Raw genomic sequence first — 16,076 nt, 5'->3', positions numbered from 1 at the left:
TACTGTTTTTATCTGCCGTTTTTGTTGCAATTGGCATCTGTTGCAGCAGTCTCACCAACAATGCAGTTGTTGCATTCATCGCTTCAGCATTTTTATGTTTTGTTATATACAATGGGTTTGAAGCCATCAGTCTTATTGCAGGCGGGGGCGCCGACTACCTGGTCGCCATGCTGGGGATAGATTTTCACTATAAAAGTATCAGTCGTGGTGTAGTGGATACACGTGACCTCATCTATTTCCTGAGCATCATCCTGTTTTTCCTTGTATTTACCAACCGGAATCTTGTAAGAAAATATAGCTGAAAAATGTGATCTGCGTGTAGGCTCTCCCGTGAGCAGTCTCTGCAGATATCATAACCAATAAATATGAATAAACTGTTGTCTTCGAAATACTGGTGGATTTACCTGCTTCTCATACTGATTGGTATTAATTATCTCGCTTCAGGGTTTCATTACCGGCTCGATCTGACCGGGGAAAACCGATATACATTGTCTGAGCCAACCAAAAAGCTGCTCCGCAATCTTGACGACAGGGTTTCAATCACTTTTTTCCTTGATGGAGACATGCCGGCCCCGTTTAAAAAACTTTCCAATGAAACAAAGGAATTGTTGCAGGAGTTCAAGGAGCTTGGCAAATCAAATATCCAGCTGAAGTTCGGCCGTCCCGGTGAAGACCTGGATGATACGGCGCGCATTAATTTCATCAATTATATAACAGATAGCCTTGGGCTGAAACCAACGAATGTACAGGTGCAGGCAAGTGCCGGTGAATCACAGGAGGAACGACTCGTTTATCCTGGCGCTTTGATCTCTTATAAAGACAATGAAATGGCTATTAACCTGCTGGAAGGTCAAAGCATGACAGGCGGTTATCAGACTCTGAACAATGCGGAAGCTTTACTGGAATACCGTTTTGCAAATGCGATTCAGAAGGTTACCACAGATTCAGTAGCCGTTATCGGGTACTTGCTTGGAAACGGCCAGCCTCAATCTTATAATGTTTATGATTTGATTGAGAATACACTCAAGCCGCGATATGGATTTGGATGGGTGCCTATTGATAGCTTTCCAGTGTTGCCGCAGGAATTTGATGCACTGATGATTGTTAAACCGACTATTGCGTTTAACGATGACCAGAAACTAAAAATTGATCAATATGTAATGAATGGTGGTAAGGTGATCTGGCTGATTGATAGGCTTTATGCTGAGATGGACAGCCTTGTTCGTAGTCAAAGTGATTTCGTGGCGTTTGACCGTAACGTTAATCTTGATGATATACTATTTAAATATGGCGTAAGAATAAATCCCGACCTGGTTCAGGATATCAAATGCGATAAGTTGCCCCAGGTAGTCGGCAATTTCGGCGATAAACCGCAGGTTGAAATGATACCATGGCCGTATTTTCCTTTGCTTTCCGCCTATTCAGGACACGCTATTTCAAAAAACCTGGATGATGTTCTAAGCATTTTTCCGAATTCTATAGACACGGTTAAAACTGAAGGAATTAAGAAGACTGTGTTGCTTGCAACTTCTTCAGCTTCCAGGTCATTGAGTACACCTGCGATAGTGACGCTTAACAGTGGTAAAACAAAAGAAGAAGTCAGCACGTTCAACCGCAAGAATATTCCGGTGGCAATGTTGCTGGAAGGCAGGTTCAGTTCTTTGTATGCAAACAGGCTTTCCAAATCCAAAGCCGACTCTTTGAATGCTGTCGGTCATCCCTTCAGAAATAATTCAATTTCCGAAAATAAGATGATAGTAATTTCTGATGCTGATATCGTGAGCAATGTATTTACTCAGAAAGATGGCCCGCTCGCAATGGGTGAAAATCAATTCACACATTATAAATACGCTAACCAGGACTTCATCTTAAACAGTATCGAATATCTCACTAACCCATCAGGTATACTTGAAGCAAGAGCAAAAGACTATACGTTAAGGTTACTTGATCCCAAAAAAGTTGACAGCTCCAAACTGCAATGGCAGGTACTCAACATCGTTGTACCAATGGTAATGATAATTCTTTTTGGGGTTGTTTACCAATACGTTCGTCGTCGCAAATACCAGTGATGTTTTCCTCAGTTCCCTATCTTTACATAATTAATAACCTCCATGACATCTGATCAGATAACGTATTTAACCTTTGGAATTTTACTGGTAGTAGCTTTGGTATTTGATCTCGGTTTATTGAGTAAGAAGGGTACTCATATGACCATCAATAAGGCCCTTTGGCAAACCGTGTTCTGGGTCTCGCTGGCTATGGGGTTTTTTGTTTTTATCTGGTTTGAAGATGGACAGAAAACTGCGGTTGAATACCTGAGTGCATATCTTACTGAATGGTCGCTCAGCATAGACAACATATTTGTGTTTATACTTATTTTCAGTTTTTTCGGAGTAAAGCAGGATTACTATGCGCGTGTACTGTTGATCGGTATAATGATGGCCATTGTATTCCGGGTTATCTTCATTACGGTAGGTATAGCATTGGTTGAACGTTTCGAATGGCTGCTTTATATTTTCGGATTGGTTCTTTTGTATACAGGTATTAAAATGTTTTCAGCGAAACATGACGAGCCTGCCGACCTCGCAGAAAATAAGGTTTACAGGTTTTTGAAGAGTTTTCTGCCCCTGATACCACAGGATGGCGATGGCAAGTTTACCATGATTTATAATGGCAAAAAGTATTACACATCCATTTTTGTTGTTGTGGTAATGCTGGCAACCACTGATATCGTTTTTGCATTGGATTCCATACCTGCAGTGTTTGGAATTTCACAGAACCGGATGGTTATATACACCTCTAATATTTTTGCAGTGCTGGGCCTGAGATCCCTGTTCTTTTTATTAAAAGGTGCAGTTAATAAGTTTACTCATCTGCAACAGGGTATCGCAGTTGTGCTTGTGTTTATAGGTCTGAAAATGCTGGCCGAAATTATTAATGTACATATACCTGTTTATGTTTCGTTGCTGGTGATACTTGTTTGTATTGTCGCTTCAATTGTGTACTCGCTATCTGTAGCCTCGAGAAACATGCCGGATGATACAGAAGACATTAATCCGGGCGATACCAATATTCATTGACGATATCCCGATTTGAGACCTGTTTAAATCATGAACTACGATATAGAAAAAATCAGTCAGATTGTTAACGGTGACCTCAGGGCAAGCGGTGGGGCAAACAGGATAATTCACCTGCTGACTGACAGCCGTAAGTTGATTTATCCTGCAGAGACTTTGTTTTTTGCTATCATAAGTCATCGCAGGGATGGGCATGAATTCATTTCCACTTTATATGAGCGGGGCGTCAGGAACTTCGTGGTGAGCCGTATGCCTGGCTTGACTGTACCTGTTGATGCGAATTTTATTGTAGTCCGTGATACCATTCAGGCTTTGCAACAATTGGCCAGGTACCATCGTGGCCTTTTTGAAATTCCTGTAATCGGCATCACTGGAAGTAACGGTAAAACGATTGTGAAGGAATGGCTGAACCAATTACTGGAACCCGATTTTAAGATCGTTCGCAGTCCCGCCAGTTATAATTCACAGATTGGTGTGCCACTGAGTATTTGGCAGATGAATGAAAAGTATGAGTTGGCCATTTTTGAAGCGGGGATTTCTACCGTCAATGAAATGAAAAAGCTGGCAGCGATCATAAATCCTACAATTGGTCTTTTCACAAATATTGGCGAAGCACATAGCGAAGGTTTTTCAAGTCGAAGGGAAAAATTGCTGGAAAAGTTATTGCTTTTCAAAAACAGCGAGGTAATTATCTATCGTAATGATGATCCTGAGACAGAGAAAACCATCAGGGAAGAATTAACCGGGGCTTATAAGTTTTTAAGCTGGGGAAAAAATGAAAATGCGTTTCTCCGGATACTTGAAATTAAAACCGGGAACCTGTTTACCGGGTTAAAGATACAGTGGAATTCAACTGAGTTGAAACTCAGCATACCGTTTACGGATGATGCATCGATTGAAAATGCAATGCATTGTTGCTGTATGATGGTTTATCTCGGTCTCAATGAAAAAGTTATTGAAGAAAGGCTGAACAAACTGCACCCGGTTGAGATGAGGCTTGAATTGAAGAGCGGGATTAATAACTCTTCGGTTATTAACGACAGTTATAGCTCTGACCTGAGCTCGTTACGGATCGCTCTTGATTTTTTATCACATCAGAAGCAGCATCCCTCCAAGACAGTAATCCTTTCAGACATACTTGAGTCTGGCCTGGAGAGCCAGGAACTTTACCGGCAGGTAGCAGGGTTGCTGAAACAACATGAGATCAGCAGGGTAATTGCCATAGGAGATGAAATATCTAAAAATCTTGCAGCGTTTCATTACGAATATCCTGTTCAATTGCTGAATTATCCTTCAGTGGCCGCATTCAGGAAAGATTTTAACAGGCTGAATTTTCGTGATGAGACAATTCTTATCAAAGGAGCGAGGGCTTTTAAACTCGAAGGTATCGATCAGTTGCTTCAGCAAAAAGTTCATCAAACCGTACTTGAAATAGATCTGAATGCCATTGTTCATAACCTGAACGAATACAAAAATATCCTTGCCCCCGGTACTAAGATCATGGCAATGGTTAAGGCGTTTTCCTACGGCAGCGGAAGTTTTGAAATTGCAAACGTTCTGCAGTTTCACAATGTCGATTACCTGGCGGTTGCCTATGCCGATGAGGGCGTAGCACTTCGGAAAGGAGGAATTATGTTACCTATCATGGTGATGAACACAGATGCTGCCGCCTTCGATGTCTTGTTGGAATACAATCTTGAACCAGATCTTTACAGCCTTGATATCTACCGCCAGTTCAACGATTTTGTGGAATCTCGCGGTCTGAAAAATATCCCGGTTCACCTGGAGCTTGAAACCGGTATGAACCGTCTCGGGATGTCAGTTCAGGATATTGGCCACATCCAATCAACTTCAGCCCTGAGAATACAATCGGTTTATAGCCATCTTGCCGCCAGTGAAGATCCTGGTTTTGACGAGTTTACGCTTCAACAGGCTGCAAAATACCAGGAAATGGTCCGGGAGATTGAAGAAAAACTCGGATATGGTGTAATCAAACATATCGCAAATTCATCAGGTGCCTCCAGGCATCCTGATCTGCAGCTCGATATGGTGAGGCTTGGCATAGGATTGTACGGCATTGATGGCGGAATGGCTGAAAGCGCAGAACTCCTTGAGGTTTCGACACTGAAGTCGACTATCGCCCAGGTAAAACGACTTTCAAAAGACGAGACGGTTGGATATGGTCGAAGGGGTAAACTTAGCCGGGATTCGCTTATTGCTACTGTTCGGATAGGCTATGCTGATGGATATTCACGTAAACTTGGAAATGGGATAGGGCAGATGCTTGTCCATGGTAAAAGGGTTCCGGTTATTGGAAGTATCTGTATGGATATGACGATGATTGATATTACTGACCTGCCTTTTGTGGTTCCCGGTGATGAGGTAACAATATTTGGTGAAGGTATTTCGGTGATGGAAGTGGCCGTTTGGGCTGAAACAATACCCTATGAAATATTAACGGGTGTTTCCCAAAGGGTAAAAAGAGTGTATTTTGAGGAATAACCCATCAAAGTTAAAAATAACATGTATTAGTGGCTATTAGGCGTTTACGGCGGATAAGATGGCCGTTTAAGCCTTATCTTTGACACTCAAAAAATTTTAAGTTGAAGAGCAGAACAGCGGTCTTAATAATACTTTTGATCATAGTTGCGGACCAGGCGCTTAAAATCTGGGTAAAAACGACAATGTCCTATCATGAACAGATTCCTCTGATAGGATCATGGTTCAGGTTGTTTTTTATAGAAAATGAAGGCATGGCCTGGGGTTGGAAGTTCGGCGGAGAGTGGGGCAAGGTCCTTCTGACTGTGTTTCGAATGGTGGCTGTAGTATTTGGAGTGTTTTACATTCGCAATATCATCCTGAAAAAATATCATCCTGGTTTTATTGTCTGTGTCTCGATGATTTTCGCCGGCGCCCTGGGAAACCTGATCGACTCTATGTTTTATGGATTGATTTTCGAAGACAGTACCCGGGTGGCAGTTGCTAAGATTTTCCCCGCAAAAGGTTATGAAAGTTTTTTACACGGCCGGGTAGTGGATATGCTATACATGCCAATCATTGAAGATAAAACCCTCCCTTCCTGGATTCCGGTATGGGGAGGGGAGCGATTTACGTTTTTTTCCCCTATTTTTAATCTGGCTGATGCTTCCATTTCAATTGGTGTGATCATAATTCTGCTTTTCCAGAAAAAGTTTTTTCATAAAAAACCCAACGAAGAGAAGCACTCTACCGTTGATACTAATGCCCCGGTGAATGATACAGTGCAGGTGTTGTAAGTGGCTAAGACTGCCCGCATGGCCAGGCTAACAAAATAATACTTTATGAAACAATTGCGACACCTGATTTTATTTGCCTCCCTGGTAGTTTTATTCTTTTCGTGTCAAAAGGAACTAAGTAACGAAACCGGAAATGCCGGGGACTCGGGTTCACAATGGGAATTCACTGAAGCTGCTGCTAATTTCAAGGGGAAAATAGATACTGCCTACCTTGAACCTTCCGGCGGATTTCAGAGCGTTATTTTCGAAGGAACCAGCGGTGATGGTAAGGGCCAGATTTTCATGCAGGTATTTGGAGCTTCGCTTACGGCATCAAGTTATAAGAATCCAAACGTATTTTTTGAATATGTGGAGAATGGAACAACCACTTATTCGAACGTGCCGACAAATATTGATGCCTTCACGGTTGTGATCACAACAATTAATGCCACTTCGGTTACGGGTACCTTCAGCGGAGAAGTTGAGAACGCTGCCGGGGAACCAAAAACAATAACCAATGGTAAGTTCAGCCTGGTATTAAAAACTCCTGATACTCCACCATTACTGGGAATATGCAAAATCAGTAATATCGGCTATATTGATCTTCCTACCGGCATTGGTTATGCATCACTCACCAATACCTTTAATGGTTCGAATAAGGTCGGTCGTGTACAATTTATTGACAGTATTACGCGCAAGCCATTGGTAGATTTTTCAATAAATTATTCGGCGACACGGGTAAACCTGGATGCAGAACAATATTTTGATCTGGATGCAAATGGGAGAATTAAAACATTTACGGGCTATTTTGATGCTGATACAGCCGCACAAAAAGTAATAATAAATTACAGTTTTAATTCTGAAGGTTACCTTGAAAAAGCCGCATATGCTATCCCCGCCGCCCCTACAGTTGTTCAGTACGAAGTAAATTTCACCTGGACAAACGGGAACCTCACAAGAACTGTCAGTGGTGTGGTTGGCGATCTTCAGAAAATACAATTTGATTATAAATATGATGCTTCGAAAACAGTTAAAGAAAATATCTGCCTGTTTCCAAATTTCGAAGTATTTTATACTCAGTCTGCGATTAACTATGGAAAAAATAGCAAAAATATTATTACTGAATCAACAGTTACTATTTACAACAATGCCGGGGCAGTAGAACAAACCGATGTTGCAACCTTCACCAATTATGTTATTGATGCCCAGAGTTACATAAAAAGTTTTGATATGAGAGGAGAGGGATCTTTCATGCCTTCTGATACAAAATACGTTCTCTCTTATAAATGTTATTGATAGAAGGGCGCCAGGTTTTGAAAGAGTTAAGTTTTGAAATTTTTATTGAGCAAGCCTGATCAGTCGTTTTGTAACGCTGTTTGAACCGCCTCTAACCTTCATAATATAAGTGCCACCAGTGTTCATACCTGCATTATTCAGAAGCATGTGATTAAGGCCTTCATTAACTGAATGTGTAGACTGCCTTATAACTCTGCCATAAGTATCCGCTATGGTTATTTCAGCAATTTCGCTGGTGGGTGAAACCAGGTCAAACGAAATACCCGAAACCACTGGGTTAATAAGTGATTTTATTTCAAATTGGAGCGACTTATTGCTAAGTAGTATCGTTTTTGAGTAAAGGTTAGTCACACTACCGGCGACATGTATGCGGTAATATACTTGTCCTTCCAGCTTTTTCGGATCAGTGAAGCTATAATTGGATCCCTGGTTTGCCGGTGCATTACCTTTTAAGCTGGCTATTTTGGCAAAATTAATTTTATCATAACTTCTTTCTACTTCAAATTGTACCCCCTCCTTCTCAGCATAGCTGCTCCAGTTTATTACTGCATAGCCGTTCTGAACTTTCCCGTTCACTGTTACCTGGTCCTTATTCAGCACGTACATACAGTTGTTTACCATTACAATGATATGAGCTGTATTGGTGAACGAACAGGCCGGGTTGGCCAGGTTTGTAGGGGATGAAGCAACCCTGATCCGGAACATGTTATTATGAACACTGCTATCTGCCAGGTAGCTTGGGAAATTATCGATGTACTGGTACTCTCCACCAACCTGGGTTGGTGTTCCTGTGCCTGAACGACCAGTTGATAACCAGGAGCTACCGCCATCAACACTTTTCTCCCACAACCATTCAATATAGTTTGGATAATAGCTTCTTACGGTTGTAGACATATCCACCTGGTTTCCATAACAAACCTGTGCGTTGCCCGATGGAATAAGGTTGAGATTGGGCGTACATGTAGCAACAGAAACATCATCTATTGCCCAGTCGTTTCCGCCACCACCTGCTGCATTGTTTCTAATGGTAACTGTAAATGAGTTTTGTGCAGGCCCCGTTTTATATACAAAACCGCGTTTCACCCAGGTACCGGTGTATCTCAATGCTCCTGATGTATAATAATCTATACCATCTATGGTAAATGTCAGGTTAGGATTTACGCCAGAAGAATCCGGACCATTGAAGTTTGGATTTGGCACTCTTACTCCACTCACCTCACGGTAAGGTGCATCAGCTGTGCTGTCGCATGCGCAATACTTACAGATATTTTTGAACCATGCGGAAAACTCATAGTAAGTATTGGGGCATAACCCGCTGATAGTTTGCCGGATGGCATTGTTGTTAGCATAGCTCGCATTGATGGCAACAAAATATCCTCCGTTTGTGCCGGGAGCAACCGGAAGATTGCCGCTTGCAGGAACCGCACTTAATGTATGGTCACCCATAATATCCCATAAACGGTGAACCCGTGCAATTGCCGGATCGGTTAAAGCATTATCCGGTAATGGCGAATTGATATTCGTAATTCCGGTTGGGCTGAGGTTGTTGACTATACTATAACTGCCATCATTTGGGAAACCAAAAGCCACGTTGCCAAAAGTATATCCTGGTATGATAGCAGATGTTGATCTGTTTTGTGTTACATCGTTCCCGAATGTTCCCCCGTACTCAATAATGGCATTTCCCCCGATTGAGTTAATACATAAACCAAGGTTTTCGGCAATTGCGATTGAGTAAGGAGTTAGTCCGCTTACTACATCTGTAGATCCATCTGTATACCTGAAAGCTCCACCATAAGTATTGATTACGGTGCCGGTTGGTACGTTGTCGATTCGTATCCGGTAAGAAGCAGACATGATGCATACGCCTCCGTAAAAGGATGGCCTGCCATTGTGTTGTATCCTGCCACCACTTGTACCACCGGGGGTAACAATTGTGCAGGCTGCACCAAGGTTCACCGATGCGGGTACGTTATTGTTGTAACTGCTACCCATATTTATTCTGAGGTATCCTCCAGAATAGCGCCCGCGGTCTGCATCGCTTATATCCGTAAATTGTTTCCAGAGCAGACCTTCGTTGGTCAGGATCTTTAAAGAGTTAGCAATATAAGTTGTGTTAGCAGGAATGGTATCGTTGTAACGAACATTGGTCAGCGTAACGGTTGAGAAATTCCCTACAGCAATAGTGGCACGAATCTCCAATATATCGCCCACTTCGATTGTACCACCTGAAACACCTTTGGTGATGTTTACATAACTTTTTCCCGTTTGAATTCGTTGTGCCAGGCCATGAATTTGCATCAATGCAAATACAGCAATAAGCGCGTGACGCGCCAGGGGTTTAAAAGGTTTCATAAGTCGGGTGTTTCTACAGGATTAGATTCTGATCGAACAAAATTATATCATAGACCTTATGCGATCAATCGTATATCTACGAAAAGAATTATGAATTATGAATTATGAAAGTAAGATATGAATTATTTTGATTGATTATCAATTGTTTACGATATGTTTTCCACTTTCATGAAACAAAAAAAAGCAGCCAAAAACAGGCTGCTTTTTGAATTTTGGTACTCGGGTTTTGTATTTGTACACCATTAATTAATTCTCAAACAAACTCACCACTCACCACTCACTCATCACTCATAATTCATCGAACCATATTTTCCGGTTTCACCCATTCGTCGAACTCTTCCGGAGTCACATAGCCCAGTTTAACTGCCATTTCTTTTAAAGTGGTACCCTCCTTGTGAGCAGTCTGCGCAATCTCGGCTGCTTTATAATACCCGATTTTTGTATTCAGCGCTGTGACCAGCATCAGTGAATTGTTTACGTGTTTTTTTATGTTTGCCTCTATAGGTTCAATGCCAGTTGCACATCTTTCATTGAAGCTGTTACAACCATCGCCGATCAGTCTCGCACTATGCAAAAAGTTATAGATCATCATCGGTTTAAAAACATTCAACTCAAAATGGCCGGTAGCTCCACCGATATTTATTGCAACATCATTTCCTAAGATCTGTGCCGCGATCATCGTTAATGCTTCACATTGAGTTGGATTTACTTTACCCGGCATAATTGAAGAACCAGGCTCGTTATCGGGGATTGAAATTTCGCCAATACCGGCCCTGGGTCCGGAGCTCAGCATCCTGACATCATTGGCTATTTTCATAAGGCTCACAGCTACTGTTTTCAAAGCACCATGGGCTTCGACAATCGCATCATGTGCTGCGAGCGCCTCAAATTTATTCTCAGCAGTAACAAAAGGTAAACCTGTTAAAGAGGCGATATGTTTTGCAACATTTTTATCATAGCCGGGCGGGGTATTTATACCGGTTCCCACGGCAGTACCACCCAGGGCAAGTTCCGAAAGATGTGGCAGTGTATTTTTTATTGCTTTCAACCCATGATCTAACTGTGACACATAACCGCTGAATTCCTGTCCCAGTGTAAGTGGTGTTGCATCCATGAAATGCGTGCGGCCAATTTTTACAACTTTTTTAAATTGTTCACTTTTATTTTTTAGTGTGTCGCGAAGGCTTTCTATAGCAGGGATGGTCAATTCCATCAGGATCTTATAAGCCGCTATATGCATGGCGGTCGGAAAAGTATCATTGGAAGACTGTGATTTGTTGACATCATCATTAGGATGAAGGAATTTTTCCTTATCGCCCAGGTTTCCCCCGTTTATAACATGACCACGATAGGCAATTACTTCATTAACATTCATATTGCTTTGTGTTCCTGAGCCCGTTTGCCACACAACCAGGGGGAATGCATCGTCCAGTTTACCTTCCAGTATTTCATCGGCAACCTTGCCAATAAGATCAGATTTTTCTTTCGGCAAAACGCCGGCTTCAAAATTTGTAATAGCCGCCGCCTTTTTAAGATAGGCAAATGCCCTAATGATCTCTTTCGGCATCCGGTTGATGTCCTGCGCTATTTTGAAATTTTCAATGCTTCTTTGTGTTTGTGCACCATAGATTGCCTCTTTGGGAACCTTCACTTCCCCCATTGTATCTTTTTCAATCCTGAATTCCATGCTCTTAAATATTTATTAAAAATTGTTATATATTTCAGCCATTCCTGTATACAGGGTTCATTATAAACGGAATCGCAAGGTCGGAAAATTTTTATTGAAAGCTTTGTAGTATTTTTAAAGAAGTCAAACGCTTGCCATGCGATCATTTTTCTCGAAAAAACTGGTTTGGGTCATTACGCTATTAGTGGGCGTTGTATTGTTATTTACCCTCAGTTCCAGCCGAAAGGCAATTGACTTCAACACTGAAGTAAAGCCCATTTTCAACTCTAAATGCATCACCTGTCATGGAGGGGTTAAAAGAGAGTCCGGTTTCAGTGTCCTTTTCAGAACCGAAGCACTTGCAAATGCAGAATCCGGCAAACCTGCGATCATCCCGGGCGATCCTGAAAACAGTGAGATGATAAGACGACTCACGCTGAATGATCCCGAGGAAAGAATGCCGTTTAAACATGAACCACTTACCAAAGACCAGATTTCAACGCTTCGTCAATGGATCAAAGAAGGTGCTGTCTGGGGCAATCACTGGGCTTATGTTCCGGTGCAACAAATAGAAGTTCCTGAACTTGATGATCCCTGGATTCATAACGATATCGACCGCTTCATTTTAACCCGTTTAAAGAAGGAAGAAATTTCACCTGCGGCTGTTGCAGATGCACCGACCCTTTTACGCCGGGTTACCCTCGACATTGCAGGCTTGCCCATCGGTCCTGGTTTTTCAAAGGAGTTTATTGATAATCCAGGTGAGAAGCAATTCGAAAACCTGGTTGATTCTTTACTCGCCTCTCCGGCTTATGGAGAAAAGTGGACCTCGATGTGGCTTGACCTTGCGAGGTATGCAGATACCAAAGGTTATGAACGGGATAATAAAAGAGTAATCTGGCGTTACCGCGACTGGCTGATCAAAGCATTTAATAAAGATCTGCCATATAATACGTTCCTTATTGATCAGCTTGCAGGAGATATGTTGCCGGATGCAACCGATGAAGAATTGATAGCTACTGCATTTCACAGGAACACGATGACCAATGATGAAGGAGGAACTGATAATGCCGAGTTCCGGACTGCGGCTGTGCTTGACCGTGTGAATACCACCTGGGAAACTTTGATGGGAACCAGTTTTGCCTGTGTACAATGTCATAGCCATCCTTATGACCCTTTTACTCATGAAGAATACTATAAATTCCTGGCATTTTTCGACAATACCCGTGATGAAGATACTTACGAAGATTATCCACAGCTAAGGCATTTCAACGATTCGTTAAACAAAGAGCTGAATTTATTTACAGACTGGCTTAGCAAACAAACCTCCGCTACTGAAGTAAAAACGATTACGAAATTTTTGAAAAGCTGGGAGCCATCTATTCACTCATTAACGGCCGATCAACTCGTGAACAGTGAACTGAATGATACTAAATGGTTATTGTTCCGTGACAAAGGAACAGCCCGTTTTAAGTCAGTAAACCTGCAGGATAAAAATCAACTTATTTTCAGGTACCGTGCCGAACAAATAAAAGGTTCGATCCAGGTTCGGCTTGATCGCCCGGATGGACCCATGTTGATAAATATACCTTTGGATACAACAAGTGGCCGCTGGAAAATTACTGAATTTCAATTTCCGCCAGCCCTGGGCGTTCACGATCTCTATTTACGTTATCTAAATCCTACTATTGCCGGCACTGAAAAAGGCGGAGTCCAGTTCGATTGGTTGCATTTCGGTACTCAGTTGCCAGGCAAACAATCACCTGAATTTGCAAAGCAGGAAAAACGATTCTGGTCGCTGCTTTCAGTCAACACACCGCTTACTCCTGTAATGATGGAAAATCCAGCGGACATGCATCGGAACACTTATGTTTTCGAAAGAGGGAACTGGCTTGTAGCTGGCAAGCAGGTTAATCCTGGTGTGCCTGCCTCACTGAATCCCATGCCTCCCAATGCACCGGCAAACCGACTGGGTATGGCATTATGGCTGACGGATAAAAAAAATCCCTTAACAGCCAGGACCATGGTAAACCGTGTTTGGGAACAGCTGTTTGGAACCGGCCTTGTTGAAACATTGGAAGATCTTGGCACCCAGGGCGCTCAACCTGAGTACAAAGAGTTGCTTGATTGGTTATCTGGCCGTTTTATGAACGAACATAACTGGAGTGTAAAAAAATTATTGAAGGATATTGTTATGTCTTCGACTTACAGGCAGGATTCAAGGGTCAATAAACAGTTGCTTGAAAAAGATCCTTACAATAAATTTTTTGCAAGAGGTGCCAGGGTTCGTCTTACTGCCGAACAAATTCGTGACCAGTCGCTTGTGTTTAGTGGACTCCTGGATGCTACAATGTATGGTCCAAGCGTAATGCCCCATCAACCTGATGGCATCTGGCTTTCGCCATATGCCGGAAATGAAAAATGGGAGATGAGTTACGGATCTGCAAAATATCGCCGGGCTGTTTACACATACTGGAAACGAACAGCTCCGTATCCTGCGATGATAACCTTTGACGGTACCGCACGTGAGATTTGTACTTCAAGGCGCATCAAAACAAATACACCTTTGCAGGCTTTGGTAACACTTAACGACGAATCTTTTCTGGAAATGTCAAGGAATTTTGCTTTCCGTATGCAAAAGGAAGGTGGAACGACAACCGGGGAACAGATCAGCCACGGTTATCATCTTGCGTTAAACAAAAAGATCACACCTGCCGCGCTAACGGTGATGGTCAGGCTATATAATGAATCACTTGAAAATTTTCGTAAGGATGCAGACCGCACCTGTGAGATGGTGGGTATGATGGATCATCATAATAATCCCGAAACAGCTGCGCTTGTTGTTGTTGCAAATGCAATCCTGAATCTTGATGAGTTGATAACAAAGAATTAAACAGATAAAACTAGGAGAGCTGTGACTCAGAAAGAATTATATAATCAACGGCTTCTAAATGAAGCCAATGTAAAAACGCTTAGCTTTTGGACGAGAAGACATTTCCTCCGTGAAAGTGCTATGGGTCTGGGTGCTTTGGCGCTCGGCTCACTAGTTGGGGGTTGTGGCCCTGCTGACCAACCGGTGACGGCATTACAATTCGATCCGGCAAATCCACTGGCTGCGAAAACATCCCCGGGAATAGGCAAGGCAAAATCCGTGATTTATCTGCACATGGCGGGTGCTCCATCCCAATTGGAATTATTTGATTTCAAACCCGAACTGAATAAACTGGACGGTCTTGATTGTCCTCCTTCATTGCTGGAAGGAAAACGTTTTGCTTTTATAAGAGGAGTGCCAAAAATGCTGGGTCCCCAGGCTGTTTTTAAACAACGCGGTCAAAGTGGTGCCTGGGTTTCAGATAATCTACCGCATTTTGCAACCGTTGCAGATGAAGTAAGTTTTATCAAGGCAATGACAACCGACCAGTTTAATCATGCACCGGCACAATTGATGATGCACAGCGGAACCCCAAGGCTGGGAAGACCAAGCATGGGTTCCTGGGTTACCTACGGACTCGGAACTGAAAACCAGAATCTTCCCGGATTTGTAGTGCTTACTTCCGGTGGCAGTTTACCTGATGCAGGCAAAAGTGTTTGGGGCAGTGGGTTTCTTCCATCTGTATACCAGGGCGTTCAGTGTCGGTCAGAAGGCGATCCGGTTTTGTTTATAAAAGATCCCGCTGGAATGGACAGGGATATACGCCGGGCTTCTATTGATGCCATTAATGAAGTGAACCGGCAGCAATACGAGGAGTTTAAAGATCCCGAAATTCTTTCAAGGATAAGCCAGTATGAAATGGCTTATAAGATGCAGATGTCTGTGCCTGAGGTGATGGATATTAAAAGTGAGCCACAATACATTCATGATATGTATGGCACTAAACCAGGCAAAGCCTGTTTTGCAAATAATATCCTCCTTGCAAGGAAACTCGTTGAGAAGGGAGTAAGATTTGTCCAGTTGTTTGATTGGGGATGGGATAGTCATGGCACGGATAATTCAACTGCATTGGACGAAGGTTTTATCAACAAGTGCCGTGAAACAGATAAATCTATGACCGCATTATTACTGGATTTGAAACAACGCGGTCTGCTTGATGAAACACTGGTTGTTTGGGGCGGGGAATTTGGCCGTACACCTATGATGGAAAACCGTGGTGGTAAAACAAATCCTTTCAAGGGACGGGATCACCATGTTGAAGCATTCACCATGTGGATGGCGGGAGGAGGTATTAAACGCGGTGGCAGCTATGGTGAAACAGATGAGATTGGTTATGCACCGGTCAGCGGAAAAACGACTGCTTTTGATATCCAGGCAACAATACTCAACCAATTGGGATTTGATCACGAAACGTTTACTTATCATTTCCAGGGCAGGCCATTCAGGCTGACAGATGTTGCTGGCAATGTGATCAGTGATATAGTTGCTTAATCTTT

At 42.6% G+C, this 16,076-nt stretch carries 10 protein-coding genes; 8 read left to right on the top strand and 2 right to left on the bottom strand.

The features are described from left to right. From VK664_RS04440 to VK664_RS04415, 6 genes are all read left to right on the top strand, one after another. On the top strand, positions 1 to 302 hold a 302-nt coding region (locus VK664_RS04440; RefSeq protein WP_461397406.1), incomplete at its 5' end, for an ABC-2 transporter permease. A gap of 63 nt (positions 303 to 365) precedes the next feature. Next, positions 366 to 2,069: a gliding motility-associated ABC transporter substrate-binding protein GldG gene (gldG, locus tag VK664_RS04435; RefSeq protein WP_461397405.1), complete on the top strand. Its 1,704-nt coding sequence runs from the start codon at positions 366 to 368 to the stop codon at positions 2,067 to 2,069. Between the two features lie 42 nt (positions 2,070 to 2,111). Next, positions 2,112 to 3,080, top strand: a complete 969-nt coding sequence (locus tag VK664_RS04430; protein ID WP_461397404.1) for a TerC/Alx family metal homeostasis membrane protein — start codon at positions 2,112 to 2,114, stop codon at positions 3,078 to 3,080. Positions 3,081 to 3,110: 30 nt separating this feature from the next. After that, a complete protein-coding gene (locus VK664_RS04425; protein WP_461397403.1) occupies positions 3,111 to 5,579 on the top strand; it encodes a bifunctional UDP-N-acetylmuramoyl-tripeptide:D-alanyl-D-alanine ligase/alanine racemase in 2,469 nt (822 codons plus the stop codon). Between the two features lie 101 nt (positions 5,580 to 5,680). Then, positions 5,681 to 6,352, top strand: coding sequence for a lipoprotein signal peptidase (locus tag VK664_RS04420; RefSeq protein WP_461397402.1), 672 nt, complete (start codon positions 5,681 to 5,683; stop codon positions 6,350 to 6,352). A gap of 45 nt (positions 6,353 to 6,397) precedes the next feature. Next, positions 6,398 to 7,627, top strand: a complete 1,230-nt coding sequence (locus VK664_RS04415; protein WP_461397401.1) for a hypothetical protein — start codon at positions 6,398 to 6,400, stop codon at positions 7,625 to 7,627. Between the two features lie 42 nt (positions 7,628 to 7,669). Here the strand turns inward: VK664_RS04415 and VK664_RS04410 are convergent, their stop codons facing one another. Both VK664_RS04410 and fumC read right to left on the bottom strand, forming a co-directional pair. Continuing rightward, positions 7,670 to 9,982 carry a T9SS type A sorting domain-containing protein gene (locus tag VK664_RS04410; RefSeq protein ID WP_461397400.1) on the bottom strand — a complete coding sequence of 771 codons (2,313 nt, stop codon included), beginning with the start codon at positions 9,980 to 9,982 and terminating at the stop codon, positions 7,670 to 7,672. A 295-nt stretch (positions 9,983 to 10,277) separates the two neighbouring features. Next, the gene (gene fumC / locus VK664_RS04405) at positions 10,278 to 11,669 is read right to left on the bottom strand and encodes a class II fumarate hydratase (protein WP_461397399.1); all 1,392 of its coding nucleotides are present in this window, start codon (positions 11,667 to 11,669) and stop codon (positions 10,278 to 10,280) included. A gap of 136 nt (positions 11,670 to 11,805) precedes the next feature. Between fumC and VK664_RS04400 the strand changes: the two genes are divergently transcribed. Together VK664_RS04400 and VK664_RS04395 are read left to right on the top strand one after the other, a co-directional pair. Further along, positions 11,806 to 14,541 carry a DUF1553 domain-containing protein gene (locus VK664_RS04400; protein WP_461397398.1) on the top strand — a complete coding sequence of 912 codons (2,736 nt, stop codon included), beginning with the start codon at positions 11,806 to 11,808 and terminating at the stop codon, positions 14,539 to 14,541. A gap of 21 nt (positions 14,542 to 14,562) precedes the next feature. Beyond that, entirely contained in the window at positions 14,563 to 16,071 is a 1,509-nt protein-coding gene (locus VK664_RS04395) for a DUF1501 domain-containing protein (protein ID WP_461397397.1), read from the top strand. Positions 16,072 to 16,076 lie beyond the last annotated feature (5 nt).

It is taken from the genome of Flavitalea sp., from assembly GCF_035489435.1.
GTDB lineage: Bacteria > Bacteroidota > Bacteroidia > Chitinophagales > Chitinophagaceae > DATHKG01.
The sequence above is the reverse complement of the archived record's forward strand: the minus strand, read 5'-3'. Positions and strand labels throughout refer to the sequence as shown.

Excerpts from the sequence above, each read along its gene's own strand:
- gldG (WP_461397405.1), top strand. The coding sequence starts at position 366 with ATGAATAAACTGTTGTCTTCGAAATACTGGTGGATTTACCTGCTTCTC.
- VK664_RS04430 (WP_461397404.1), top strand. The coding sequence starts at position 2,112 with ATGACATCTGATCAGATAACGTATTTAACCTTTGGAATTTTACTGGTA.
- VK664_RS04425 (WP_461397403.1), top strand. The coding sequence starts at position 3,111 with ATGAACTACGATATAGAAAAAATCAGTCAGATTGTTAACGGTGACCTC.
- VK664_RS04415 (WP_461397401.1), top strand. The coding sequence starts at position 6,398 with ATGAAACAATTGCGACACCTGATTTTATTTGCCTCCCTGGTAGTTTTA.
- VK664_RS04410 (WP_461397400.1), bottom strand. The coding sequence starts at position 9,982 with ATGAAACCTTTTAAACCCCTGGCGCGTCACGCGCTTATTGCTGTATTT.
- fumC (WP_461397399.1), bottom strand. The coding sequence starts at position 11,669 with ATGGAATTCAGGATTGAAAAAGATACAATGGGGGAAGTGAAGGTTCCC.
- VK664_RS04400 (WP_461397398.1), top strand. The coding sequence starts at position 11,806 with ATGCGATCATTTTTCTCGAAAAAACTGGTTTGGGTCATTACGCTATTA.